The sequence below is a fragment of the Streptomyces sp. NPDC059452 genome, assembly GCF_042750035.1.
Lineage (GTDB): Bacteria > Actinomycetota > Actinomycetes > Streptomycetales > Streptomycetaceae > Streptomyces.
This window is the reverse complement of sequence record NZ_JBHYVE010000013.1, coordinates 1-25,645: the sequence shown is the minus strand read 5'-3', so window position 1 is coordinate 25,645 and position 25,645 is coordinate 1. Positions and strand designations below refer to the sequence as shown.

The window sequence follows — 25,645 nt, the reverse complement described above, 5'->3', positions numbered from 1 at the left end:
CCGTGGCGCGGCCGCCCGGCACCGGTCGCATAAACGCCGTTTCGACCGTTGTCAGTGCGAGGACCTAATCTGTCCCTCGTGACTTCGCCTGCCGACACGGAAATCGCTGCGCCGCAGCTCAGCGCGGGGCCGAGGCCTGCCCCGGGCCCCGCCGCCGACGAGGGGCTCTCGCGGCGGCTGCGCGCGCTCGCGTGCACGGCGCCGCTGCACGACCTCGATGTGCGCAAGGCGAATCTGGCGGGCGAGTACACGGTCTACGCCATGGCGGAGGTCGCCCTCGCGGCGATCGACCACGTCACGCTCAACATGGACTTCGACACCGGGGCCGACCACGACCAGATAGTGGCCAGGCTGCTGCCCCGCGTCGGTGCCCAGGCCCCGGACCGCCCCGTCGCCGAGCACGAGCGGGTCGCGCGCTGGGTCCTGGACAACCTGATCAACGTCGGCAGCGTAGACCGCGGCTTCCGCGCGGTCTACGGCACCTTCGGCCCCGACGGGGTCTACGTCCGCCGGGACTACGACTTCAAGCTGATCGAGGAGGTCCCCGGCTACGGCGGCACGGTCTACCTCCGCGCCACCGACGAAGCGGTCAACGTCCTGGTCGGGGCCCTGGACACCGATGTCACCAGCGCCCAGATCGCCGCCGAGGTCAAGCTGGAGGTCCTGATCAGCCGGGGCCGCCTCGCGGACGCCCAGCTCGCCGCCGAGCAGGCCCGCTACCGCACCGTGCAGTACGCCGAGACGCTGCGCCGCACCCTGGAGGCCACCCGGCGCAACGTCCGCGCGGTCGACTGGCTCACCACCGTCCCGGACATGATCGCCGAGGCCCTGGACCACGTGGCCGACCGCTACCGCCACGAGAACGCGATCCTCACCAACATCCGCAAGGCCCGCGACGAGGCCGAGGACCCCGAGCACAAGCGCCGGGCCGCCGAGCTCGTCGACATCGTCAAGGACTGCATCCGCCGCCACACCCAGCTCCAGTCCCGGCTGCTGGAGGCCGGACCGCTCTTCCGCGCCGAGCAGGACCGGCAGGCGTTCGCCACCCCCGCCGCCCACGCGGGCCTCGATCTGTACGGGCAGCTCCTCGCCCCGCTCCTCCCGCTCCCCGTCGAGCAGTCCCTCCGGGCCACCGACGCGTTCTTCGCCCACGGCACCGGGCTGCGCACCCCCACCTCCGTCCGCGTCGGCGACCTGGTCGACATGCTCCTCACCCCGCCGCTGGAGCGGGAGCACCTCGGCATGGAGATGCCCGAGCCCGACCTGATCGCCACCCCCGACGACAGCCGGTTCAGCGACGCCCAGCTCTCCAGCGCCATGGCCCTGCTCGACCTGGAGCACGACGCGCCCCGCCGACTCTCCGGGCTGCTCGCCGAGGCCCGCCGCAGCGACCCCGAGCTGCCCTACCTGGTCGCCCTGCTCGCCGTCCACGCGGCCAGCCCGCCCGTCGGCACCGCCTACCGCCAGGGCGAGCGCCGCCTGCTCTTCGCCGTGGACGACGGCACCGAGCTGGACGACCCGGAGTTCGGCGGCGCCGACCTGATCGTGGGCACCGCCCTGCTGGACGCCGCCGGAATGGCCGCGGACCGCCAGGAGGCCTCATGACCGGCCCCGTACGTCCTGTGCACCCCCACCTGTTCCGTACCGAGGAGTCCCAGCCGTGAGCGACCACGACGCCGAGCACCCCGACGCGTGGACCGAGCCCTCCGCGCACGCCGGGCCCCCCACCGCGCACGCAGCCTCCCCGGCCACGTACGCAGGTGACTCGGCGCACCCCCACGCCGCCGAGCCCACCGGCCAGACGCCCGTCACCCCCGCCGACGCCGCCGACGCGGCCCGTCTGGTCTCCTTCGGGCTCCAGCCCAAGCTGCTGCCCGCCCGCGACGCCGAATACGCCGACCTGCTGCGCCGCTACCGGGAGGAGAGCGCCTTCGCCCGGCTCGCCGACGCCGTCGCCACCGGCCTCGGCCTCATCGTCCTGGAGGTCTCCCCGCGCGCCGGGATGGCCGTCACCGCGGGCGAGGACTCCGTCTTCGCCGTCCGCATGGGCGACTACGCCCGCCGCGCCTCCTCCGACGCCGCCGACCGCTTCCTCCACGGCCTCGCCCACCTCGCCGTCGCCGCCCTCGCCTTCCCCCGCCCCGAGGACCTCGCCGACGACGCGTACATCGGCCGCATCACGGTCAACGGCGTCGACGCCTTCGTACGGCAGGCCTGCAAGCGGCTGGAAGAGCGCGCCGAGGAGCAGGGCGACAACACCGACCCCGCCACCGACACCCCCGGCCTCGAATCCGGCTGGCGGATCTACGCCCGCCGCAGCTCCACCGGAGCCACCAAGGACGCCCGCCGCCTCGCGGGCTCCACCACCGGCATCATCGGCAAGGCCGTCGCCTTCCTCACCGACTCCGGCTTCCTCCAGCGCACCGGGGACGACGCGGGCGGCGCCTACCGCACCACCGCCCGCTACCAGCTCCAGGTCCGCGACCTGGCGGGCAGCGCCGCCATGGCCGAGCTGCTGGAGCTCGGCGTCGTCCCCGTCACCGACGGCTCCGCCACCCTGCTGCCGCCGCCCGACCCCGACGACATCGAGCTGGCCGCCGACGCGGGCCTGCCCTTCCACTCCTCCTGACCCCGCCCGCACTCCTTCCGACCCGCCCCCACCGCACCGCCCAGCTCCACCACCGCTTCTCCGAACGACGAGAGTCCGCCGCCATGTACGAGTTGTCCCGGGTCCGCCTCTACTCCATCGGGCCTGCCGGTGCGCGCTACGCCGACACCGTCCTCGACCTGCGCGGTGTCGGTGAGCCCGTCCCCAACCCGGCTCCCGCCCAGGCGGAGTTCTTCGAGGACGAGCCGGTCGGCCCGCCGCGTCGGCCCGCCCCGGCGGGCGTGCTCTTCCTGGAGAACGGCGGCGGCAAGTCCGTCCTGCTCAAGCTGATCTTCTCGGTGATGCTCCCCGGCCACCGCAACACCCTCGGCGGCGCCAGCTCCGGCGTGCTCCGCAAGTTCCTGCTCGCCGACGACTGCGGCCATGTCGCCCTGGAGTGGCAGCACACGCTCACGGGCGAGTGCGTCGTCGTGGGCAAGGTCAGCGAGTGGCGGGGACGGCAGGTCTCCAACGACCCGAGGAAGTTCGCGGAGGCCTGGTACTCGTTCCGGCCCGGCCCCGGGCTCAGCCTGGACAGCCTGCCCGTCGCCGAGGCCACCGCCGTGGGCCGCCCCGCCGAAGGGGTCTCCGGGGCCCGGGGCAGGCGCCGCACCATGAAGGGGTTCCGCGACGCCCTGGTGGACGCGGGCAAGTTCTACCAGCACCTCGACGTGCACTGGGAAGAGATCCACGACCGCTGGAACGAACACCTCGGGGACCTCGGACTCGACCCCGAACTCTTCCGCTACCAGCGCGAGATGAACGCCGACGAGGGCGAGGCCGCCGGGCTCTTCGCGGTCAAGAAGGACTCCGACTTCACCGACCTGCTGCTCCGCGCCGTCACCGACACCCGTGACACCGACGGCCTCGCCGACCTGGTCAGCGGCTTCGGCAACAAGCTGGGCCGCCGCGCCGAGCTGACCGCCGAACGCGACTTCACCGCGGGCTCCGTCGACCTGCTCAACCGGATCGTCGAGGCCACCGGGGCCCGCGCCCGCAGCCGGGACGTCCACGCCGCCGCCGAACGCCGCACCCGCACCCTGGCCCGCCGCCTGAGCGCCCGCGCCGCCGAGGAGCGCGGCCGCACCGCCGAGCTGGCCGAGCGGGTCACCGCCGCCGCCCACACCGTCACCGAGGCCGAGACCGCCCGGGGCCGCCGCTCCCTGATCGCCGCCGAACTCGCCTACCGGCACGCCTCCCTGGCCCTGGCCGGTGCCGAGAAGAGCGCCGCCGCCGGGCGCAAGGAGCTGGCCGAGGCCCGCACCCTGCATGCCGCCTGGCAGGCCGCCGAGGCCGTCCTGCGCCACCGCGCCGCCGCCGACCGCTCGGCCAGGGTCGCCGTCGCCATCCGCGAGGCCGAGCGCGACGCCGCCCCCGCCCTCGCCGCCCGGGCCACCGCCGCCGCCGACCTCGTACGGGCCCTGCACACCGCCGCCGAGGACGGTGAGCGGGTCGCCAACGAGCAGGAGGAGCGCTCCGAGACCCTCCAGGCCACCGGCGAGCGCGCCCACCGCGACGCCACCGTGGCCGCCACCGAGGCCCAGCGCGCCCGCAGCGAGGCCGGACATCTGCGCCAGCGCCTCGCCGAGGTCGAGCAGGAGACCTCCGAGGCCGTCCGGGCGGGCTGGCTCGACAACACCGCGCCCGACGCCGACCCGGCCCGCGCCGCCCTGGCCGCCAGCGACGCCGAACAGTCCGCCGTCGCCGCCTGGGACACCGCTCGCGAGGCCGCCCGTACCGCCGCCGACCACGCCCGTGAGGCGGCGGCCACCGAGAGCCGCGCCGAGCTGGCCGCCGCCCGCGCCGCCGACGCGGCCAAGGCGGCGGAGCAGAGTTACGAGGACGAGCTCAGGGCCGCCGAGTCCATCGCCGCCGACCCGCGCCTCGCCGACCTGCTCGGCCTGCCCTCGGGCACGGGCGTCCCGCACCCCCGCCGGGGAGCGGGCGAGGAGACCTCGGGCGGGGCCCAGCGGGAAGCCGCCCGCACCGCCCCCCAGGGTGATGCCACCGCGACCGGCCCCCAGGGCGAGAGCACCGCGACCGGCACGGGCCCCGGCCACCCGGGCGACAGCACAGGCACCGAGGCCTCCCCGGACAGCGCGGTCGCCCTCGCCGACCAGCCCGCCCCCGCCCACCAGCCGCTGACCGCCCAGGAGTTCGACTGCAGCGCCGACGAACTGCGCGAGCTGCTCGACCAGTCGGTCACCGCCGCCGAGCGCCGCCTCTTCGACCTGCGCACCGCCGCCGCCGACGACGCCCGCATCCTCGGCGCCCTCGGCGAGGGCGGACTGCTGCCCCCGGGGCCCGATGTCCTCGCCACCGTGGAATACCTGGGCGAGCACGGCATCCCCGCCCTGCCCGGCTGGCGCTATCTCGCCCAGGCCGTCGACCCGGCCGACCACGCCGCCGTCCTCGCCGCCCGCCCGGAGCTGGTCGACGGCGTCGTCATCACCGACCCCGACGCCCACACCCGCGCCCGCGAAGTCCTGGGCAGCGCGGCCCTCCTGCCCCGCTCGGCCGTCGCCGTCGGCACCGCAGCCGCCCTGCTCGCCCCCGTCCCGGACCCCGCCACCGGGTCCGACGCCCAGCACGACGGCGTCTTCCTCGTCCCGCCGAACCCGGCCATGCACGACGAGCACGCCGCCGACGAGGAGCGCCACGCCCTGCGCTCCCGCGCCACCGCCCGCGACGAGGACATCCGCACGCTCGCCGCCCGCCTCTCGGGCGACCGTGCCCTCGCCTCCCGCATCGGCTCCTGGCGCGCCGACTGCCCGCCCGGCATGCTCGCCGAACTGGCCGAGGCCGCCGCCACCGCCCGTACGGCGGCCGAGAGCGCCGAAGCCGTCCTCGCCGAGGCCCGCACCGCGCGCGCCGAGGCCGACGAGGCCGCCGCCGACACCGCCCGGGTCCGCGACGAGCGTCAGGAGGCCGCCCAGCGCGCCCGCCGGGTCGCCGATGCCCTGGCCGGGCTCGCCCACCGCCTCCGGGAGCGGGCCCGCTGGCAGGTCCGGCTCCGCGAACTCGTCGACGAGGCCGCCGAGTCCGAGGCCCGCGCCGCCGTCTGCCTGGACCTGGCCCGCGCCGCCGACGAGGACCGCAGGGCCGCCCAGCGCGCCGGGGACGACGCCCGCCGCACCGCCCGCGCCCTGCGCGCCGAACGCGCCGAGATCGCCGGAGCCCCGGAGATCCTCCCGGAGCCCGACGAGAACAGGCCCCGCACCGCGCTGCCCACCCTCCGCGAGGCCTACCGGGCCGCCTCCCAGCTGTACGAGAAGGTCGGCGTCGGCGCCGACCTGCGCGCCGAACAGGCCCGCGCCGAGAGCGACGAGAGCGCCGCCCTCGCCGAGCTGGACCGCCTCACCAACAAGGTCCGCACTCGCGCCGCCCAGCTCCTCGAAGGCACCGACGGAGCCGACGGCCCCTCCCGCCAGGCGGCGGCGGCCCGCGCCGAATCCCACGTACAGCTCCTGGAGACCAGGGCCTCCACCGCCAGCGAGCAGCTGGGCCGGTACCGGGGCGAGGCCGAGCGGCTTGCCCCCGACGACGAGCGGCCGCACCACACGGAGCTGCCCGACGACATGGTCCCGGCCGACGCCGAGCAGGCCCAGGCCCTCCTGCGTACGGCCACCGCCGAACTGGCCTCGGCCACCGCCGCCCTGGACACCGCCCGCGCCGCCCACAGCGAGCTGCTCCACGCCCACCGCACCGCCGAGGACTCCGCGGGCGGCTTCGACGAGACCGCCGCCCTCCTGCGCGACCTCCTCCGCGACCACGGTACGGAGGACGGCGCCGAAGGCCCTGACCCGTACCCCGGCACCCTGGAGGAGGCCCGGCACTCCGCCGCCGAGGCCCGCCGCTCCCTGCGCGGCTGCTCCACCGACCTCTCCGCCGCCGAGAGCGCCGTACGGGAAGCGAGCGACATCCTCGTACGGCACGCCAACTCCACCCGCTACGAGCAGGTCCGCACCCCGGCCCGCCAGCAGATCCGCGAACTGCCCGCCTCCGCGCTGCCCGAGCACGCCCAGAAGTGGGCCGACGCCTTCGCGCCCCGGCTGCGCGTCCTGACCGACGAGCTGGTCCAGCTGGAGCGCAACCGCGACTCCATCGTCGACCGGCTGCGCGGCCTGGTCGAGTCGGCCCTCGCCACGCTCCGCTCCGCCCAGCGGCTCTCCCAGCTCCCCGAGGGGCTGGGGGAGTGGTCGGGGCAGGAGTTCCTCCGGATCCGCTTCGAGGAGCCCGACCAGGCCACCCTCACCGAACGCCTCGGCGAGGTCATCGACGAGGCGACGCACGCCGCCCTCAAGAAGAACTCCGACCTGCGCCGGGACGGCATGTCCCTGCTGTTGCGGGGCGTCGAGGCGGCCCTGCGGCCCAAGGGCATCGCCGTGGAGATCCTCAAGCCGGACGCGGTGCTGCGCGCCGAGCGGGTCCCGGTCGGGCAGATGGGCGACGTCTTCTCCGGCGGCCAGCTGCTCACCGCCGCCATCGCCCTCTACTGCACGATGGCGGCGCTGCGCAGCAACGACCGGGGCCGCGACCGCCACCGCCACGCGGGCACGTTGTTCCTGGACAACCCGATCGGCCGCGCCAACGCCACGTATCTGCTGGAGCTCCAGCGCGCGGTCTCCGACGCCCTGGGCGTGCAACTGCTCTACACGACCGGTCTCTTCGACACGACCGCGCTCGCCGAGTTCCCCCTCGTCATCCGCTTGCGCAACGACGCCGACCTGAGGGCCGGGCTGAAGTACATCAGCGTGGAGGAGCACCTGCGCCCCGGGCTGCCCCAGCAGGATCCGGACGTGGAGACGGTCCACGGCGAGATCACGGCGACCCGCATGTTCAAGCGGAGCGGTCCGCAGACGCCGGAACCGCAACCAGAGGCATAACCCCCGGTCCCGGCGGGCCCGATGAGCGATCGGGCCCGCCCAGTGGTCTCACGCCCGGGAAGGCCTCACGCCCGGGAGAGGTCGCCGGTGCTCCGGCGGCCGCGTATCCCGCCGCCCCCATCGCCCCGTTCGGCTGCTCGCGCCGCCCGCTGGGCCCGGCGCCGCTCCCGGCGCATCTGCCGGGCGGTGCTGCTGGGCTCGGACACCACACCGTGGCGCTGGTTCCACACCTGCCGGGTGACCCAGACGTCGAGCACCGCCCAGGTGGCCACCACCGTGCTGGCCACACTGCTGAGCACCATCGGGAAGGCCAGCCAGGAGCCGGCCAACGTGCACAGGAAGGCGACCACCGCCTGGATGATCGTCAGCGACATGATGAGGACGGCGCGCACGGCGGCCGTCCGCACCGCATCCGGCATCCGCCGCCTCCCCGCGGGCTCCTCCACCCACAACTGCCGCGGAATCCGTGCCCCGTCCACGGCGTCCGTCCTCGCGGTGCCGACCGGTGCTCCGGCGCTTCCGCGCTCCTGCGTGCTCAAGGTCCTTCAACTCCCCACCACTGTCCGACTTCAGGGTGGCTGCCCGGCTTGCGCCGGTTCTACGCGGGCGGTTGGCTTGCGTACTGCCGCGCGCCCCCCCCCGCTGTGCGTCTACCCCGTACATATGGACGAACCACCCGCGCAGAAGATTCCCCCTGAAAGCCACCACAGAGCCCCGAAAGTCACGGAACGAAGAATTCCAGCCAACTGATGTGGGCCTGTACTCGGTGGGTGGGCGGTGATCCTGTGTCGCTTTCGCGAATTTCATCTCCGGGAATACCGGGACAATTCATGATCAACACCTGGCCGGACGGCTGAAAATCATCCGGACGTGTCTTCGAGTTGTCTCTGTGTCAGTAGTAGGCTCGCGCCGTTTATTGACGCAGGACGGACCCTCGCCCGCGTTCGTCCGATGCGCGCCGGTGTACGTACGGCGGACGTCGGGGCAGGGTCGAGGGACGACCGAAGGATGACCACCCCCGCGGTGCGGGGCCGATCTGGGGGAGGCCATGCGCTTTCGCGGGAAGTCCATCCGCAGGAAGATCGTGGCGTTGCTGCTGGTGCCGCTCGTCTCCCTCACGGGCCTGTGGTTCCTCGCCACGTACGTCACCGGCCGTCAGGCGAGCGAACTGATGAGCGCCGGAAACATCGTGGAGAAGGTCGGCGGACCACTGGAGGAGACCGTCCGGGCCGTCCAGTCGGAACGCCGGCAGACTCTGGTCTTCCTGGCGGACCCCCGCGCCTCCGACGCCCTGCCCGTCCTGCTGCGGCAGCGCGCCGACACCGACCGGGTGGTGGCCGAAGTCAGGGACAATGCCCGCCGGAACGATGTCCGCGAGGCGCTGAACCCCGAGGCCCGCACCCGCCTCGAAGCGATCCTGAGCGCCGTCGACGGCCTGGGCTCGCTGCGCGAATCGGTCGAGAAGCGCACCATCGGCCGGGCCAAGGCCCTGGACTTCTACAACGGCCTCGTCGACCCCGCGTACCGCTTCCTCAACGGTCTCCACACGACGGAGAACGGATCGATGGACAAGCAGATGCGGGCCCTGGCCGGCGTCTCCCGCGCCCGGGAGATGCTCTCCCGCGAGGACGCGCTGATCGCGTCGGGACTGATCGCGGGCCGCTTCACCACCGCCGAACTCCGCCAGATATCCGGCCTGGTGGCCCAGCGCGAACTGCTCTACGAGGTCAGCCTCGAAAACCTTCCCGCCGCCGAACGCCGACGAGTGGAACAGTTCTGGAGCAGCCCGGACGCCGAACCGCTGCGCACCGCCGAGGACACCCTGATCGCCGCCGGGCCCACGAAGCGTCCGAGCGCCGTCGACACGGAGCGGTGGCAGGCGGCGGCCCTGCCTGTCCTCGACCGGCTGGCCCGCGACTCCACGGAGATGCGCGACCGCTTCCAGGACCGCGCCGAACCGGCCGGGTACCGGGTCCTCGCCCAGGCCGGTGCCGCCGGGGTCCTCGGCTTCCTGGCCCTGATCGTCTCGATCTTCGTCTCCGTACGGATCGGCCGCGAACTCGTCCGTGACCTCTCCCGGCTCCGCAAGGACGCCCACGAGGTCTCCGGCGTACGCCTGCCGAGCGTCATGCGCCGACTGGCCGCCGGTGAACAGGTCGACGTCGAGACCGAGGCCCCCCACCTCACCTACGAGCGCGACGAGATCGGCCAGGTCGGCCAGGCGCTCAACACCCTCCAGCGGGCCGCCGTCGAGGCCGCCGTCAAACAGGCCGACATGCGGCGCGGCGTCTCCGAGGTCTTCGTCAACCTCGCCCGCCGCAACCAGGTCCTCCTGCACCGCCAGCTGACCCTGCTGGACACCATGGAGCGCCGCACCGAGAACAGCGACGAACTCGCCGACCTCTTCCGCCTGGACCACCTCACCACCCGCATGCGGCGCCACGCCGAAGGGCTCGTGATCCTCTCCGGCGCGGCCCCCTCCCGGCAGTGGCGCAAGCCGATCCAGCTCATGGACGTGGTGCGGGCGGCCGTCGCCGAGGTCGAGGACTACGAACGCATCGAGGTCCGGCGGCTGCCCCGGATCGGCGTGGGCGGCCCCGCCGTCGCCGACCTCACCCACCTCATCGCCGAACTCCTGGAGAACGCCACCGTCTTCTCGCCCCCGCACACGGCGGTCCAGGTGCACGGCGAACGCGTCTCCAACGGCTTCACCCTCGAAATCCACGACCGCGGCCTCGGCATGCCCCCCGAAGTCCTGCTCGACGCCAACCTCCGACTTGCCGAGACCCCCGACTTCGAGCTCTCCGACACCGACCGCCTCGGCCTCTTCGTGGTCAGCCGCCTCGCCCAGCGGCAGAACGTCCGGGTCTCCCTGCAGAAATCGCCGTACGGAGGCACGACGGCGGTCGTGTTCATCCCGGCCCCCCTCCTCACCGAGGCCCCCGACACCCACGGCACCGGCTTCCGTCTCGACCGCCGCGCGGAGCGGGCGATCGGCAGCGGCCGCGCCAACGGCGACGCGTCGGCCACCGAGGGCGCCCGGGACCCGGCGACCGGGGGCGGCGACCGCAGGGCGGGCGGCCGCTCCACCGTGCTCTCTCCGGTCCCCACCGGGCTCAGCGGCCCGGCGGTGCTCGACGGCCCGGTGGAGCTGGAGGCCCCGGTCGGCCCGCTGGACCTCGCCGACGACCCGCTGGACCGCGCATCGTCGGACCCGGCCCTGGACCCCGTCCTGGGGCCCGTGCTCGACGGAGTCTCCGACCTGGAGGACACCGAGAGCGAACGCGGCGGCATCTTCCGCGCCCGAGACCTGCGCCGTGACGACGACAGCGACCTGCCCCGCGACGACGCTCGGAGTGCGCGCCGCGACGGCCGGGGTCCGCGCCGCGAGGAGGCCGTCAAGCTGCGGCGCGGTGACGCCGGAAACGCCCGCCGCGCCGCCGACCGCGTACAGCATCAGCAGGCGCGCGACCATGGTGAAGGGCCCACGGCCGCCGTCCGCCCGATGCGTCCCGCCGGTCCGGTCCCGCTGCCGCGCCGCACACCGCCGACGCTGGTCACCGACCGGGGCCGTCGCGTGGACGACCAGGACCCGGAGACGTCCGCCGCCGAGCCCTCCGCCACCGCTCCTCGCACCCCGACCGGCCCGGTCGCCCACAAGGAGGCGCCCCGGGGAGCCGGAGCCCCGGACACACCCCGCGCCACCGACGTAACACGCGAGCCCGACGCATCACGATTCCCGCACGCCTCCGACGCGCCCCGGCCCATCCCCACCACCCCGTGGGCCGCCCGCGCCGCACGCCGCGCCGCCGCACCACTCAGCACCACAGAACCCCCGCACACCACAGAACCACCACCCCGCACCACCGAGGCCCGGCGCGGCACCACCTCCGCGCCGGACGGCCCGACCGCCCCCGACACCGTGGGCGGCCTGCCCCGGCGGGTCCGGCAGGCCAGCCTCGCCCACCAGCTCCGTGCGGACTCCGCGGACCGGACTCCGCACCGGGCGCCCGTGGACACGGCCGACGACTACGACCGTGACGCGGACGAAGTACGCAACCGCATGGCCTCACTCCAACGTGGCTGGCAGCGCGGCCGTCGGCAGAACGCCGAGGACGCCGAGAACGAGGCCGGCTCCGAAGGAACAGCACCAGGAACCACTCCGGGAGGGGACGGTCGATGACCGCACCGAACGCCGCAGCACCCAACCCCGCACGTCACGGCTCGGGCGAGCTCAACTGGCTGCTGGACGAGCTCGTCCAGCGCGTCGCCAGCATCCGCAAGGCGCTGGTGCTCTCCAGCGACGGGCTCGCCACCGGCACCTCGCAGGATCTGAGCCGGGAGGACAGCGAGCATCTGGCCGCCGTCGCCTCCGGGTTCCACAGCCTCGCCAAGGGTGTGGGCCGCCACTTCGACGCGGGCCAGGTACGCCAGACCGTCGTCGAACTGGACGAGGCGTTCCTCTTCGTCACCGCGGCGGGGGACGGTAGCTGTCTCGCCGTCCTGGCCGACGCCGACTCCGACGTGGGCCAGGTGGCGTACGAGATGACGCTCATGGTCAAGCGCGTGGGGGCCCACCTGGCCAACGCCCCGCGGACGACCGGTCTGCCCGCCGGAGGGTGAGGGCCGGGCATGAGCGCTGACTCCCCCCGGGGCACGAACCCCGGATCCACGGGCTCCGGGTCCACGGATTCCAGGTCCACGGGCTTCGCGTCCGCGGATTCCGGATCCACGGGCTCCGGCTCCCCGGCCCCCGGATCCCCGGACGGGACCGCCGACCCCCAGTCCTCGCGTTGGTACGACGCGGAGGCGGGGCCGGTGGTCCGCCCGTACGCCATGACCCGGGGGCGTACGAGCAGCGCCTCCCGGCACCGGCTCGACCTGATCGCCCTCGTCGTGCCCGAACCCGCCGCCGAGGACCCCGGCCGGGACCAGACGCTCGCGCCCGAACACGTCACGATCGTCGAACTCTGCAGCGACATGCCCCAGTCGATCGCCGAGCTCGCCGCGGAACTCGACCTCCCGGTAGGGGTGGTACGGGTCCTGGTCGGCGATCTCGTCGAGGACGAGCTGGTGCATGTCACCCGTCCCGTTCCGCCGGCCGAGCTGCCGGACGTGAACATTCTTCGCGAGGTAATCAATGGCCTTCGGGCGCTCTAGCCGCGTCAAGCAGCGGCCCGTCGAGCCCGTCACCCTGAAGATCCTGGTGGCGGGAGGGTTCGGCGTCGGCAAGACGACCGCGGTCGGCGCGGTCAGCGAGATCAGACCGCTGCGCACGGAGGAGCGCCTCAGCGAGGCGGGCCGCCCGGTGGACGATCTGGAGGGGGTCGAGTCCAAGACCACCACCACGGTCGCCATGGACTTCGGCCGGATCACGCTCCGCGAGGACCTCGTCCTCTACCTCTTCGGCACACCGGGCCAGGACCGCTTCTGGTTCCTCTGGGACGAGCTGGCCCAGGGCGCCCTGGGCGCGGTCGTCCTTGCCGACACCCGGCGCCTGGAGGACTGCTTCGCGGCGGTGGACTACTTCGAGCGTCGGCGGATCCCGTTCACCGTGGCCGTCAACTGCTTCGAGGGGGCAGGGGAGTTCCCCACCGAGACGGTAGCGGCCGCCCTTGACCTCGACCCCGGGGTCCCGGTGCTGCTGTGCGACGCGCGGGACCGCTCCTCGGTGCGTGACGTCCTGATCGCGGTGGTCGAACACGCCCTGGAGCGCGCGGCGCGGGACCGCCAGCCCGTCGCCACCTGAACCGTGTTACGTGTACGGCCCGTACCCCCGCCGACAGGGGTACGGGCCGCACATCGTCCGGCGAGCCGGGCTGTGAGTGTTCTGCGGCTGTGACGGTTCGTCAAGTCATGGGCAGACAAGAAGAAGTCCTCAGCGGACGGCCACCACCGCCGAACCATGTCCGAAGAGACCCTGGTTGGCCGTGATGCCCACCCTGGCCCCCGGCACCTGCCGGTCCCCGCCCCGGCCGCGCAACTGCCATGTCAGCTCACAGACCTGGGCGATCGCCTGCGCGGGCACCGCCTCGCCGAACGAGGCGAGACCGCCGCTCGTGTTGACGGGAACGCGGCCGCCCAGCGCGGTCGTCCCCTCCCGCACGAGCTTCGCGCCCTCACCCCGGGCACAGAGCCCGATGTCCTCGTACCACTCCAACTCCAGTGCCGTGGACAGGTCGTACACCTCCGCCAGCGACAGATCCTCCGGCCCGATCCCCGCCTCCTCGTACGCGGCCCGGGCGATCGACGCCCGGAAGCTCTCCGGTGACGGGTCCACGGCCACCGCCGAGTCGGTGGCGATGTCGGGCAGATCGAGGACGGTCCTCGGGAACGTCGGCGTGACCGTGGAGACGGCCCGGATCCGCACCGGATCGGCCACCCCGCGCCGCCGTGCGAACTCCATGCTGCACAGCACCAGGGCCGCGGCCCCGTCGGAGGTGGCGCAGATGTCGAGCAGCCGCAGTGGATCGGCGACCATCGCGGAGGCGGCGACCTTCGCGGCCGTCACCGGCTTCCGGTAGCGGGCGTACTCGTTGAGCGAGCCCGCCGCCGCGTTCTTTACCTTGACCAGTGCGAAATCCTCCGGCGAGTCCCCGTACAGGGCCATCCGGCGGCGGGCGTACAGCCCGAAGTACGACGGATTCGTCGCCCCGAGCACCCGGAAGCGCAGCCAGTCCGGATCGTCCGGCCGCTCCCCGCCCGCCGGGGCGAAGAACCCCTTCGGCGCCGCGTCGGCCCCCACCACCAGGACCACGTCCGCCATCCCCGCCAGGATCTGGGCCCGCGCCGTGTTGACGGCCTGAGCCCCCGACGCGCACGCGGCGTACACGGAGGTCACCCGCGCACCCTGCCACCCCAGCGCCTGCGCGAAGGCGGCCCCCGCCACGTACCCCGGATAGCCGCCCCGGACCGTCTGCGCACCGACCACCGACCCCACCTCGGGCCAGCCCACACCCGCATCGGCGAGAGCGGCGCGCGCGGCGACCCGCCCGTACGCGACGAAGCCGCGCCCCCACTTGCCCCAGGGATGCATCCCGGCCCCGAGAACGGCCACATCCCCGGTCACGAGACGGCCCCCGGCGCCAATACGGTCTCCGACTCCGACTCCGATTCCGCCACGGCCCCCGGCCCCATGACGGCCCCCTCCGCCGCGACGGGACGCCAGTGCCAGGTCGTGTGGACGACGCCCGCCACCGGATCCTCGTCCAGCACCCCCGGCACCACCTCCACCACCGACCCCACGGGCAACTCCGCGACACCCACCCCCGGCGCGGCCTGCCCCAGCACCACCATGCGCTCGGCCGCCAGCTCCACGGCGACCAGGGTGTACGGCACCCAGGGCACCCCGGGATCGCTGATGTACGGGGGAGGGGGCTGGTAGCGCCCGTCGGTGCAGGACCACACCGTGCCCCGCCGGGATAGCGGCACCTCCGTCAACTCCCCGCCGGGACAGCCCGGATTGCGGCAGTGGCCGTCCTCCCGGGGGAAGTGGACCGTCCGGCACCCGGAGCAGCGGGTGCCCAGCAGCCGGAACTCCTCCCCGCTGCCGTCCTCGGTGAACCAACCGGCCACCACCGGTATGCGTGTACGCGGCAAAGCCCCTCCCCGGCAATGAATCTGACGGAACGTCAGAAGTGTGCCACGCCGGACCGCCGCCGACGAGGGGTACGGCCCGGGACCCGGGCCGTACGCGGCTCAGCCGTGCTCGGCCCACCACTTCGCCGCAGTCTGGGCCAGCTCCGTGTCCCGCCCCGCGAGCATCATCCGGATCATCTGCGCGTCCCCGCGCAGCGACCACGCCGGATGCCCGAAGGTGGCGGGGTTGTTCTTCTCGATCAGGAAGTGCGCGGGCCAGGCCGTGCCGTACCCGATCAGCGGCAGGGCCGCCAGATACCGTTTCCGGCCCCGGGCCAGCCCGTAGGCGGCGATGGTGAGGCCGGTCAGTGTGCCGGTGAGATGGACCCAGCGGGTGGCGGCGCGGGAGTGCATCGCGACGTAGTACGGCCAGAATTCCTCGTACGAATCGAACGTCTGCTGTGACATACGGGCACCGTAGCCGCCCGAACTGCAACCGAACACGACCCTTTCGCGTCCGAAAGGAAGAACGGGCGGCCGGAGCCCACGGGGGTGGTCCCGGTCCGCCCGTTCTCTGCCTTCTCGCGCTCGCCGCCTCAGCGCGCGGCGACCGACCTGAGGTCCACCGGAAAGTCGAAGTAGGTGTCCGGGAACAGCTCGGGCTTGTGGGTGAAGTGCCACCACTCCTCGGGCAGGTTCACGAACCCGACCTCGCTCAACGTCCGCTTCAGGAACTGCCGGTTGGCGCGCTGGACCCCCTGGATCCGGGGGTCGTCCGTGTGCGAGAGGGTGTCGAAGCAGTCGTAACCGGTGCCCATGTCCACCGAGTTGTCGGGGAACCGCTCGCCCTGGGGAGCGAAGCAGGGCGTCAGTCTCTCACCCGGCCGGTACGGCCTGGTCGGCAGCGCCGGAAGCCGGACCAGTGTCAGATCCACCGTGCTGCCCCTGCTGTGCCCGGACCTCTCCGCGATGTAACCGTCCTCGAAAAGCCGGTCCTTGTCGACCAGCGGATAGAACTCCCCCTTCATGGACTGGTCTTCGAGATCCTTCGCCCACCGCACGAAGTGGTCCACCGCCCGCTGCGGCCGGTAACAGTCGTACACCTTCAGCGAATACCCCTGGCGCGACAGCCGCTTCTGCGCCCGGTGCAGAGCCAGGGCCGCGGGCCGGGTCAGGATGCAGACCGGCTGCCGGTAGCCGTCGACGCGCTCACCGAGGAAGGTGTGCGCGGTCGTGTAGCGCATCTCCTGGATGATCGTCGGATCCACCGAACGCAACGCCACGAACCCTTCGGGCGCCTTGGGTTCGGGGTGAGCCGGTACGGGAGCGGCGACGGCGGCCTGTGCCGGAGCGGCGACGGCGGCCGTGGTGGTGAGCAGAGCGGCGGCAGCGGTGGCCAGGGCGCGGAGGGCGGTACGCATTCCTGTCATGGCCGCATCGTCCACCAGCTCCGCGCCTCGGGCGAGAGGGCCCATCACCAGCTCCGCACCCCGGTCGAGAGCCCGATCCGATACAGTCCGCCCGTGCCCGAGCCCACCGACAGCCCCGCCCCGCCGACCGGCCGGCAGCCCTCCCCGTACGCGAGGGACTCCCACTGCTCCACCTGCGGAGCCCCGTACACGACTCTGCTGTCCCCCGGCACTTGGCCCCGCACCTGCGCCCGCTGCGGCGCCACGGCCTACCGCAACCCGCTCCCGGTCGCCGTGGCCCTGCTCCCCGTGACCGGCCCGCGCTCGCCCGGACTCGTCGTCATCACGCGCACCATCCAGCCGCAGAAGGGCGGCACCGCGCTGCCCGGCGGCTTCATCGACCACGCCGAGGACTGGCGCCACGCGGTCGTCCGGGAACTGCGCGAGGAGACCGGGATCGAGGCCGCCGAACAGGACGTCCGCCTCGCCGACGCACTCAGCGACACCGGCGGCCACCTCCTGCTCTTCGGCCTCCTCCCGCACCGGCCCCTGTCGAGCCTGCCGGGCTCCGTCCCCACCCACGAGACCTCGGGGTACGAGATCCTCTACGCCCCGCGCCCGCTGGCCTTCCCGCTCCACACCGAGGCCGTGAACGCATGGTTCGCAGGCCGCTACAGCTGAGACCCCCCAGCCCTACCCCTCCACCCCCACCCCCCGAACCCGCACCGGAAGGCCGACCGAGCCCCCCTCCCGCTCCACCACCACCCGGTCGCCCTCCCACCGCGACACACACCGCTCGACCTCCGCCTCCGCCCACCCGTCACCCGGGTCCCGGACCACCAGCCCGCCCCCGGTGCGCCCGGGTGCCGGCGCCCACACCTCCAGCTCCAGCCCACCGTCCGCACCCCGCACCGGAATCACCGCCCCCGCCCGCGCCAGCACCGGAATGCGGGAGAGCGGCGCGTCGACCACCACCGGCCCCGGCCCCTCGTACGCCCGCCCGGTCCCCGTGTCGTACCAGCGCCCCCGGGGCAGCCGCACCACCCGCCGGTCCGCCCCGGCCTCCAGCACCGGCGCGACCAGCAGCGCATCGCCCATCAGGAACGCGTCCTCGCACCCCCGCAGCGCCCGGTCGCCCGGCGCCCCCCACCACACCGGCCGCACATAGGGCGCCCCCGTCAGCCGCGCCACCTGCGACAGCGTCACGAAGTACGGGTGCAGCCGCTCCCGCTCCACCAACGCCGCCCGCGCGTGCTCCAGCACCTCGGGCCCGAACTCCCACGGCTCCCGGCGCCCCGCGTCGATCGCCGCATGGGTCCGGAACAACGGCAGGTACGCGCCCAACTGGAACCACCGCAGATACAGCTCCGGCGACGGGAACCCGTCGAACCCGCCCACGTCCGGCCCCGAGTACGGCACCCCGCACAGCCCGAGACCCAGCACCAGCGACAGCGAGGCCCGCAGCCCGGGCCACCCGGACGACACATCACCGGACCAGGTGCCCCCGTACCGCTGCATCCCCACCCACCCCGACCGCGAGAACAGGAACGGCCGCTCCTCGGGACGCAGCCGGAGCAGCCCCTCGTACCCGGCACGGGCCATCGCCAGCCCGTACACGTTGTGCGCCTCGCGATGGTCGCCGCCGTGTCCCTTCAGGACGTGCCGGGCGGAACGCGGCAGTGACGGGTCCCCGAACGCGGTGAACGACACCGGCTCGTTCATGTCGTGCCAGACCCCCGAGAAGCCCTGCGCAAGCCGCTCCGCGTACAGAGATCCCCACCATTCCCGCACAAGCGGATCCGTGAAATCCGGATAGACGCAGGCCCCGGGCCACACTTCGCCCACCACCACCCGCCCCCGCGCGTCCCGGACGTACGCCCCACGCTCCCCGACCGCCAGCCCCGCGTCGAACACCGCGTCGCCCGGCGCCGCCTTCACCGCCGGATCGACGATCGACACCAGCCGCACGCCCTCCGCCCGCAGCTCCTCCGCCAGCGCGGGCAGCGCCGGGAACTGCTCCCGGTCGACCGTGAACACCCGGTGCCCGTCGTAGTGGTCGATGTCCAGGTGCAGCACGGACAGCGGCAGCCCCCGCTCCCGGTACCCGGCCACCACCCGCCGCACCTCCCGCTCCCCGCCGAACCCCCACCGGGCGTGCTGCGGCCCCAGCGCCCACGACGGCGGCACCGCCGGAGCGCCCGTCAGCGCAGTCCACCCCTGGAGCACCCGGGCCGGCGTCCCCGCCACCACCCAGCAGCGCAGCGGACCGCCCTCCATCCGCACCTCGCACGTGCCCGGCCGGTCGTGCCCGGAGCCCGCGCCCTCCTCGCCCTCGCGCACCACCACCCGGCCCGCCCAGGTGTTGTCGTGGAACGCCAGATGCGTCCCCGCGTCCGAGACCACCACCTGCACCGGCATCGTCAGATACAGCGGATCGTCCCCCGGACCGAACCGCCCGCCCGGATCGGTGTTCCACAGCCCGTACGCCCCGTCCCGCAGCCGGGGCCCCGACGCCCGCCCGCCCAGCCCGAAGAACCGCGCGTCCGCAGGCACCTCCGACCGCTGCACCCACCGCACCGACCCCCCGCCCACCGGCTCCCACCAGCGCGGCGGCAACTCCCGCCGCAGCAGCACCCCGCCCGGCGTCCGCAGCTCCACCGCACCCGTGCGCGAGACCACCACCGTCAGCCGCTCGGACACCACCTGCCAGCCGCCGTCCTTGTCCGGCTCCAGCGACGCCCGCGGATCCGCCGCCGGCACCTCACCCGCCAGCGCGTACGACGGCAGCGGATCGGCCCCGTCCCACGCCCAGAACACCGCACCGCCCACCGCCACCCGGATCCGCAGCTCCGAACGGGCGAACCGCACCACGCCCCCGCCCGGACCCGGCTCCGCCCCCACCACCGCACCGGGCACCCGGGCCCGCTCCGCACCACGCGCGGGCAACGCCTTCGCATCCGCCGACCGGCGCCGCCAGGCCGCGCGCACCGTGCGCAGCCCCCGTACCGAACCGACCAACTTCACCCGACGCACCAGGTCACGACCGTCCATGGCGCACACCCTGCCACCCGCCCGGACCGCAGAACCTCCCGTTCAACTCCCGTTCACCCGCTCCGACGGGGGAACCATCCCGGCCCACCGACGGCCCGCCTCCGGCCCACCGACGGCGACCTCCGGCCCACCGACGGGGACCCCCGGCCCACCGACACCCCGGCGCCCCCGACCCACCCCCACAGAGCCCCCACAGAGCCAGGCGTCACGCCGACCCACCCTGGTGCCGAAGACGATCACATGGCATCGTCCGTGTCAGCCGCCCACGCGCACACCCCAGCCGTGCGCGCCGACACGCCACCCGCGTACCCGTCGTCCAGCCAGGGAGCCGCCCCATGACCGCAGCCACGCCCGACGCCCCCCTCTGGCAGCCCAGCCCCGAGCGCATCGAGGCCGCGGCCGTCACCCGCTTCCAGAGCTGGGCCGCGAGCCGCTACGGAGCCCCGGCCGAGGGCGGGTACGAGGCCCTGCACCGCTGGTCCGTCGACGAGCTCGACACCTTCTGGCAGGCCGTCGCCGACTGGTTCGACGTCCGCTTCTCCACCCCGTACGAGAGCGTCATCGGCGACCGCGCCATGCCCGGCGCCACCTGGTTCCCCGGCGCCACCCTCAACTACGCCGAACACGCCCTGCGCACCGCCGAGGACCCGGCCCGCGCCGACACCCCCGCCCTCCTGTACGTCGACGAGACGCACACCCAGGTCCCCATCAGCTGGTCCGACCTCCGCCGCCAGGTCGGCGCCCTGGCCGCCGAACTCCGCGCCCTCGGCGTCACCCCCGGCGACCGCGTCAGCGGCTACCTCCCCAACATCCCGCAGGCTGTCGTCGCCTTCCTCGCCACCGCGGCCGTCGGCGGCGTCTGGACCTCCTGCGCCCCCGACTTCGGCGCCCGCAGCGTCCTGGACCGCTTCCAGCAGATCGAACCCGTCGTCCTCTTCACCGTCGACGGCTACCGCTACGGCGGCAAGGAGCACGACCGTACGGAGACCGTCGCCGAACTCCGCCGCGAACTGCCCACCCTCCGCGCCGTCGTCCACATCCCGCTGCTCGGCACCGACGCCCCCGAAGGCGCCCTGGCCTGGGCCGCCCTCACCTCCGCCGACACCGAGCCGGTCTTCGAACAGGTCCCCTTCGACCACCCGCTCTGGGTCCTCTACTCCTCCGGCACGACCGGCCTGCCCAAGGCCATCGTCCAGTCCCAGGGCGGCATCCTGCTCGAACACTTCAAGCAGCTCGGCCTCCACTGCGACCTCGGCCCCGAGGACCGCTTCTTCTGGTACACCTCCACCGGCTGGATGATGTGGAACTTCCTCGTCTCCGGCCTCCTCACCGGCACCACCGTCGTCCTGTACGACGGCAGCCCCGGCTACCCGGACGTCAGCGCCCAGTGGCGCATCGCCGAACAGACCGGCGCCACCCTCTACGGGACCTCCGCCGCGTATGTCATGGCCTGCCGCAAGGCCGACATCCACCCCGGCCGCGACTTCGACCTCTCCCGTGTCCAGTGCGTCGCCACCACCGGCTCCCCGCTCCCGCCCGACGGCTTCCGCTGGCTCCACGACGAGGTGGCCGAGGACCTCTGGATCGCCTCGGTCAGCGGCGGTACCGATGTCTGCAGCTGCTTCGCCGGAGCCGTCCCCACCCTCCCGGTCCACATCGGCGAGCTCCAGGCCCCCTGTCTCGGCACCGACCTCCAGTCCTGGGACCCGGCCGGCAAACCCCTCATCAACGAGGTCGGCGAACTGGTCGTCGCCAACCCGCTCCCCTCCATGCCGATCCGCTTCTGGAACGACCCCGACGGCAGCCGCTACCACGACAGCTACTTCGACACGTACCCCGGCGTCTGGCGCCACGGGGACTGGATCACCATCACCGACCGCGGTTCGGTGATCATCCACGGCCGCTCCGACTCCACCCTCAACCGTCAGGGCGTCCGCATGGGCTCCGCCGACATCTACGAGGCCGTCGAACGGCTCCCCGAGATCCGCGAGTCCCTCGTCATCGGGATCGAGGAGCCCGACGGCGGGTACTGGATGCCGCTCTTCGTCCACCTCGCCGAAGGCGCCACCCTCGACGATGACCTGCGCGCCGCGATCAAGCAGACCATCCGTGAGAACCTCTCCCCGCGCCACGTACCGGACGAGGTCATCGAGGTCCCCGCCATCCCGCACACGCTCACCGGCAAGCGCATCGAGGTCCCGGTCAAGCGCCTGCTCCAGGGCACCGAGCTGGCCAAGGCGGTCAACCCGGGTTCGGTCGACAACCTCGACCTGCTCCACTTCTACGCCGAACTGGCCGCGAACCGCCGCCGCTAACGGGCATCCGGGCCGGTTGTCAGTCCCCCTGATTACGCTGAGTGAGCAAGCATTCACCGCGCACAGGGGGACACATGGCGCAGCAGGACAACACCAAGCACAGCTCCAAACACAACAAGAAGCGCCGCACCACACCACACGGCACCACACCCCACGGCACCAAATCCCACGGCACCACCCTGCGACGCACACTGCGCCGCGAAGCCCCCAGCACCGTCGGCCTCCTGGTCGACGCCCAGGACTTCGCGGCCATGCGCCGCTACCGCACCTTCCCTTTCGACGACCACACCGCCTACCTCCACCAGGTCGAGGGCCTGCTCAAGACACTGGCCGCCCAGGGCATGCACACCACGGTCGCCCTCTTCGACCCCGAGGACTACGCGGAGTTCTGCGCGGAGTCCGGACTCGACGCGGACACCGGCACCAGCCGCAGCCGCTTCACCGCCGAGATCGCCGCCGCCGGAGCCACCGTCGCCTACACCGGCCAACGGCTGACCGACCTCATCCCGCTCCTGGTCTCCCGCGCGGTCCGCCAGGCCACCTGGGAGTACGCCACTCTCCTCCTCGCCGACCTCGGAGCCTGCGCGGACTGCGGCCAGGACATCGGACGCGCGGCCTTCGACCGGGCCTCCCACCTCCTGATGCGCCTGCTGGAGACGGCAGGACCGGGCACCCACCACCTGGTCTGCTCCACCCCGACGGAGAACGACCAGCTCCTGGCCGTGCTCCACACCCACCGTGACACCACGGGCCCGGCCCGCCTGGACACCTCGGAAGGAACGGAGTTCGCCACCGTGCTCGCGGTGGCGATCGCCCTGGAATCGCCCGGGGGAGTGGTGCTCCGCACCAGCGCCCCCGACACCCCGGACCGCGTCCACGGCTGGAGACTGGCATACGGCGCCCTCGCCCCGCTCACCGCGGGCGAGGTCTTCAACGCCTACTGCACCGACGCCGAGACGGGAGAGCCCGTCTCCCCGGAATCCGGCGTGGAGTACTGCGCGGGGTTCGACATCGGAGCCGACCCGGCGGAACCGCACCGCTGACACGCGCACACAGCCGGAGGGGGCTCCCCGCCACATGGCGGGAAGCCCCCTCCGGTAAACAACGCGGTGCGGCTACTCGCCGGACAACACGGCCTGAGCCGCGGTGCGCGCCTCTTCGGCGGAGTCGGCCGAACGGGCGGCGTTCGCCGCACGCTCGCACTGGGCCAGCGTGTACTTGGCCAGCGTGGCGCGCACATAAGGAATGGACGCGGCACCCATGGAGAGCGAGGTGACACCCAGACCGGTCAGCACACAGGCCAGCAGCGGATCCGCGGCGGCCTCACCACACACACCACAGCTCTTGCCCTCGGCACGAGCCGCCTCGGCGGACAGGGCGACAAGATCCAGCAGCGCCGGCTGCCACGGGTCCTGGAGCCGGGACACCGCGCCCACCTGACGGTCGGCGGCGAAGGTGTACTGAGCCAGGTCGTTGGTGCCCAGCGAGAGGAACTCGACCTCCTGGAGGATCGACCGCGCCCGCAGAGCGGCGGACGGGATCTCCACCATCGCGCCGAACTTCGCCTGCAGCCCGGCCTCACGGCACGCGTCCGCGAACGCCTTGGCGTCGATGCGGTCGGCCACCATGGGGGCCATGACCTCCAGGTACACCGGCAGCCCCTCGGCGGCCTTGGCCAGCGCGGTCAGCTGGGTACGCAGCACCTCGGGGTGGTCCAGCAGGCTGCGCAGCCCGCGCACACCGAGCGCCGGGTTCGGCTCGTCGGCGGGCGTCAGGAAGTCCAGCGGCTTGTCGGCCCCCGCGTCCAGTACGCGTACGACGACACGCCCCTCGGGGAACGCCTCCAGCACCGCGCGGTAGGCCGCGATCTGCTTCTCCTCGGACGGCGCCTGCTTGCTGTCGTCCAGGAAGAGGAACTCGGTGCGGAACAGCCCCACACCCTCGGCCCCCGCCTCGACGGCCGCGGGCACATCGCCCGGACCGCCGACATTGGCGAGCAGCGGCACCTTGTGCCCGTCGGAGGTGGCACCGGGACCGGTGGAGGCGGACAGCGCGGCCTTACGCGCGGCAGCGGCGCTCCGCATCTCCTCCCGCTTCTCGGCACTCGGGTCCACGAAGATCTCCCCCGTGGAGCCGTCCACCGCCACGACCGTGCCCTCGGCCAGCTCACCGGCGCCGGGCAGAGCCACCACGGCGGGAACGCCGAGCGCCCGCGCCAGGATCGCGCTGTGGCTGGTCGGCCCGCCCTCCTCGGTGACGAAGCCGAGCACCAGGGTCGGGTCGAGCAGCGCGGTGTCGGCCGGCGCCAGATCGCGCGCGATCAGGACGTACGGCTCGTCGCTGTCCGGAACCCCGGGCATCGGCACACCGAGCAGCCGCGCCACGATCCGGTTCCGTACGTCGTCGAGGTCGGCGACCCGCCCGGCCAGGTACTCCCCGGCATTGGCGAGCAGCGCCCGGTACGCGGCGAACGCGTCGTACACGGCCCGCTCGGCGGTGCTGCCCACGGCGATGCGCCGATCGACATCGGACATCAGCTCGGGGTCCTGCGCCATCATGGCCTGCGCCTCAAGCACGTGCTGTGCCTCGCCGCCGGCCAGATTGCCACGCGCGATCAGATCGGCCGCCACGGCCTCCACCGCCTGCCGGGCGCGCCCCTGTTCGCGACCGGCCTCCTCGGCGGGAATCGATTTGGCGGGCGGCTCCAGCACCGCCGTACCCATGTGCCGAACCTCGCCGATGGCCACACCGTGGCTCACGCCGACGCCTCGCAGCGTTGTCTCCATTTCACCCGTCTCCGGTTGTGCGGCGACCGTGTCACCGCGGTGGTTGTGCAACTGCTTTGTCACTGCGTCCGAAGAGTCACTGCCAGCCGAACAGCGAGTCGCCGACCTTCACGTCCCCGTCCTCACGGACATCGGAGAGCGATTCGGCGGTGGCCTCCAGGGCCACGATCGGGCAGATGGGTGACTTGCCGGCGGCCTCGACGCCGGCCGGGTCCCAGCGCACGATGCTCTGACCGCGGGAAACCGTGTCCCCCTTGTTCACGAGAAGCTCGAAGCCCTCGCCGTTGAGCTGGACGGTGTCGATACCGAGGTGTGTCAGTACCCCGTGCCCCTCGCTGTCGACAACGACGAACGCGTGGGGGTGGAGGGAGACGACGATGCCGTCGACGGGGGACACGGCCTCGGAGGGCTCACGCACGGGGTCGATGGCGGTGCCGGGACCGACCATCGCGCCGGAGAAGACCGGGTCGGGAACCGCGGTGAGTCCGATGGCGCGTCCAGCAAGAGGGGACGTCACGTTGGTCATGGGGAGCCTCCCAGGGGGTGGAGATTCAGGTGTCGCCGCCGCGGCTGATGGGGGACGGCGTACTGCTCAGCAGAGTAAGTCATATGAAGTCCCGGTTCCGCCCGAGACCTACCGGTTGACAGAGCTAGGGGTGCACCGCGAACGATTTGCCTCGCTCCCCGGCGGCCTGTACTGTCGTACTCCTGCCTGACCCCAACGCGACTTTGAGTCGGGGGTCGGCGGCGACCTTTGAGCCCAGATCCTAACCCTGAACCTTCCTTCGGCATGCCCGCGGGACGTGGTCAGGAAGACGGAAAAGGCCTGATAGAGTCGGACTCGCCGGAAAGGGAAAAGCGCGAAAGCGAAGAACCTGGAAAGCGAAAACAGCAAGACTGCTTGACCCGCTTCGGCCGGGAATCGGACACGAAAGAGTCTGATAGAGTCGGAAACGCAAGAACAAAAAGAAAA

Annotated in this window: 18 protein-coding genes; 10 read left to right on the top strand and 8 right to left on the bottom strand. The window is 73.2% G+C overall.

The annotated features are described in order from the left end of the window. Positions 1 to 78 precede the first annotated feature (78 nt). The 3 genes from ACFW9Z_RS18600 to ACFW9Z_RS18590 all read left to right on the top strand — a co-directional run bounded on the left by ACFW9Z_RS18600 (position 79) and on the right by ACFW9Z_RS18590 (position 7,533). A complete protein-coding gene (locus ACFW9Z_RS18600; RefSeq protein ID WP_384641706.1) occupies positions 79 to 1,605 on the top strand; it encodes a hypothetical protein in 1,527 nt (508 codons plus the stop codon). 55 nt (positions 1,606 to 1,660) lie between these two features. Then, entirely contained in the window at positions 1,661 to 2,629 is a 969-nt protein-coding gene (locus ACFW9Z_RS18595) for a hypothetical protein (protein ID WP_384641704.1), read from the top strand. A gap of 83 nt (positions 2,630 to 2,712) precedes the next feature. Next, positions 2,713 to 7,533, top strand: coding sequence for a hypothetical protein (locus tag ACFW9Z_RS18590; RefSeq protein WP_384641702.1), 4,821 nt, complete (start codon positions 2,713 to 2,715; stop codon positions 7,531 to 7,533). Positions 7,534 to 7,598: 65 nt separating this feature from the next. Here the strand turns inward: ACFW9Z_RS18590 and ACFW9Z_RS18585 are convergent, their stop codons facing one another. After that, entirely contained in the window at positions 7,599 to 8,072 is a 474-nt protein-coding gene (locus ACFW9Z_RS18585; protein ID WP_384641699.1) for a hypothetical protein, read from the bottom strand. A 509-nt stretch (positions 8,073 to 8,581) separates the two neighbouring features. On the opposite strand from ACFW9Z_RS18585, the gene ACFW9Z_RS18580 reads away from it, so the two are divergent. The 4 genes from ACFW9Z_RS18580 to ACFW9Z_RS18565 are packed head-to-tail and all read left to right on the top strand — an operon-like array spanning position 8,582 to position 13,282. After that, positions 8,582 to 11,716, top strand: coding sequence for a nitrate- and nitrite sensing domain-containing protein (locus tag ACFW9Z_RS18580; protein ID WP_384641696.1), 3,135 nt, complete (start codon positions 8,582 to 8,584; stop codon positions 11,714 to 11,716). Then, a complete protein-coding gene (locus tag ACFW9Z_RS18575) occupies positions 11,713 to 12,156 on the top strand; it encodes a roadblock/LC7 domain-containing protein (protein WP_384641694.1) in 444 nt (147 codons plus the stop codon). The genes ACFW9Z_RS18580 and ACFW9Z_RS18575 overlap by 4 nt, the downstream gene beginning before the upstream one ends. A gap of 9 nt (positions 12,157 to 12,165) precedes the next feature. Beyond that, the gene (locus ACFW9Z_RS18570) at positions 12,166 to 12,693 is read left to right on the top strand and encodes a DUF742 domain-containing protein (protein WP_384641691.1); all 528 of its coding nucleotides are present in this window, start codon (positions 12,166 to 12,168) and stop codon (positions 12,691 to 12,693) included. Further along, the gene (locus ACFW9Z_RS18565; RefSeq protein ID WP_384641688.1) at positions 12,674 to 13,282 is read left to right on the top strand and encodes an ATP/GTP-binding protein; all 609 of its coding nucleotides are present in this window, start codon (positions 12,674 to 12,676) and stop codon (positions 13,280 to 13,282) included. Before ACFW9Z_RS18570 ends, ACFW9Z_RS18565 begins: the two co-directional genes overlap by 20 nt. Before the next feature lie 129 nt (positions 13,283 to 13,411). On the opposite strand, the gene ACFW9Z_RS18560 is transcribed toward ACFW9Z_RS18565, so the two are convergent. From ACFW9Z_RS18560 to ACFW9Z_RS18545, 4 genes are all read right to left on the bottom strand, one after another. Beyond that, on the bottom strand, positions 13,412 to 14,602 hold the full coding sequence (locus ACFW9Z_RS18560; RefSeq protein ID WP_384641686.1) for a lipid-transfer protein: 1,191 nt from the start codon (positions 14,600 to 14,602) through the stop codon (positions 13,412 to 13,414). Further along, entirely contained in the window at positions 14,599 to 15,132 is a 534-nt protein-coding gene (locus ACFW9Z_RS18555; protein WP_384641683.1) for a Zn-ribbon domain-containing OB-fold protein, read from the bottom strand. The genes ACFW9Z_RS18560 and ACFW9Z_RS18555 overlap by 4 nt, the downstream gene beginning before the upstream one ends. Before the next feature lie 99 nt (positions 15,133 to 15,231). Then, positions 15,232 to 15,579 (bottom strand): Mpo1-like protein, encoded by a 348-nt coding sequence (locus ACFW9Z_RS18550; protein WP_384641681.1) that lies wholly within the window; start codon positions 15,577 to 15,579, stop codon positions 15,232 to 15,234. A gap of 128 nt (positions 15,580 to 15,707) precedes the next feature. Then, entirely contained in the window at positions 15,708 to 16,541 is an 834-nt protein-coding gene (locus ACFW9Z_RS18545) for a M15 family metallopeptidase (protein ID WP_384641679.1), read from the bottom strand. A 93-nt stretch (positions 16,542 to 16,634) separates the two neighbouring features. Between ACFW9Z_RS18545 and ACFW9Z_RS18540 the strand changes: the two genes are divergently transcribed. Next, positions 16,635 to 17,201, top strand: coding sequence for an NUDIX domain-containing protein (locus ACFW9Z_RS18540; RefSeq protein WP_384641676.1), 567 nt, complete (start codon positions 16,635 to 16,637; stop codon positions 17,199 to 17,201). 12 nt (positions 17,202 to 17,213) lie between these two features. Here ACFW9Z_RS18540 and ACFW9Z_RS18535 read toward each other — a convergent pair whose 3' ends face one another. Continuing rightward, the gene (locus tag ACFW9Z_RS18535; protein ID WP_384641673.1) at positions 17,214 to 19,571 is read right to left on the bottom strand and encodes a glycoside hydrolase family 31 protein; all 2,358 of its coding nucleotides are present in this window, start codon (positions 19,569 to 19,571) and stop codon (positions 17,214 to 17,216) included. Positions 19,572 to 19,906: 335 nt separating this feature from the next. Between ACFW9Z_RS18535 and ACFW9Z_RS18530 the strand changes: the two genes are divergently transcribed. Continuing rightward, positions 19,907 to 21,886 carry an acetoacetate--CoA ligase gene (locus ACFW9Z_RS18530; protein ID WP_384641670.1) on the top strand — a complete coding sequence of 660 codons (1,980 nt, stop codon included), beginning with the start codon at positions 19,907 to 19,909 and terminating at the stop codon, positions 21,884 to 21,886. A gap of 74 nt (positions 21,887 to 21,960) precedes the next feature. Next, positions 21,961 to 22,929, top strand: a complete 969-nt coding sequence (locus ACFW9Z_RS18525; RefSeq protein ID WP_384641667.1) for a hypothetical protein — start codon at positions 21,961 to 21,963, stop codon at positions 22,927 to 22,929. A 72-nt stretch (positions 22,930 to 23,001) separates the two neighbouring features. Here the strand turns inward: ACFW9Z_RS18525 and ptsP are convergent, their stop codons facing one another. Both ptsP and ACFW9Z_RS18515 read right to left on the bottom strand, forming a co-directional pair. Further along, positions 23,002 to 24,672, bottom strand: coding sequence for a phosphoenolpyruvate--protein phosphotransferase (gene ptsP / locus ACFW9Z_RS18520; RefSeq protein ID WP_384641664.1), 1,671 nt, complete (start codon positions 24,670 to 24,672; stop codon positions 23,002 to 23,004). A gap of 76 nt (positions 24,673 to 24,748) precedes the next feature. Beyond that, positions 24,749 to 25,198 (bottom strand): PTS glucose transporter subunit IIA, encoded by a 450-nt coding sequence (locus ACFW9Z_RS18515; protein WP_384641661.1) that lies wholly within the window; start codon positions 25,196 to 25,198, stop codon positions 24,749 to 24,751. Positions 25,199 to 25,645: the final 447 nt, after the last annotated feature.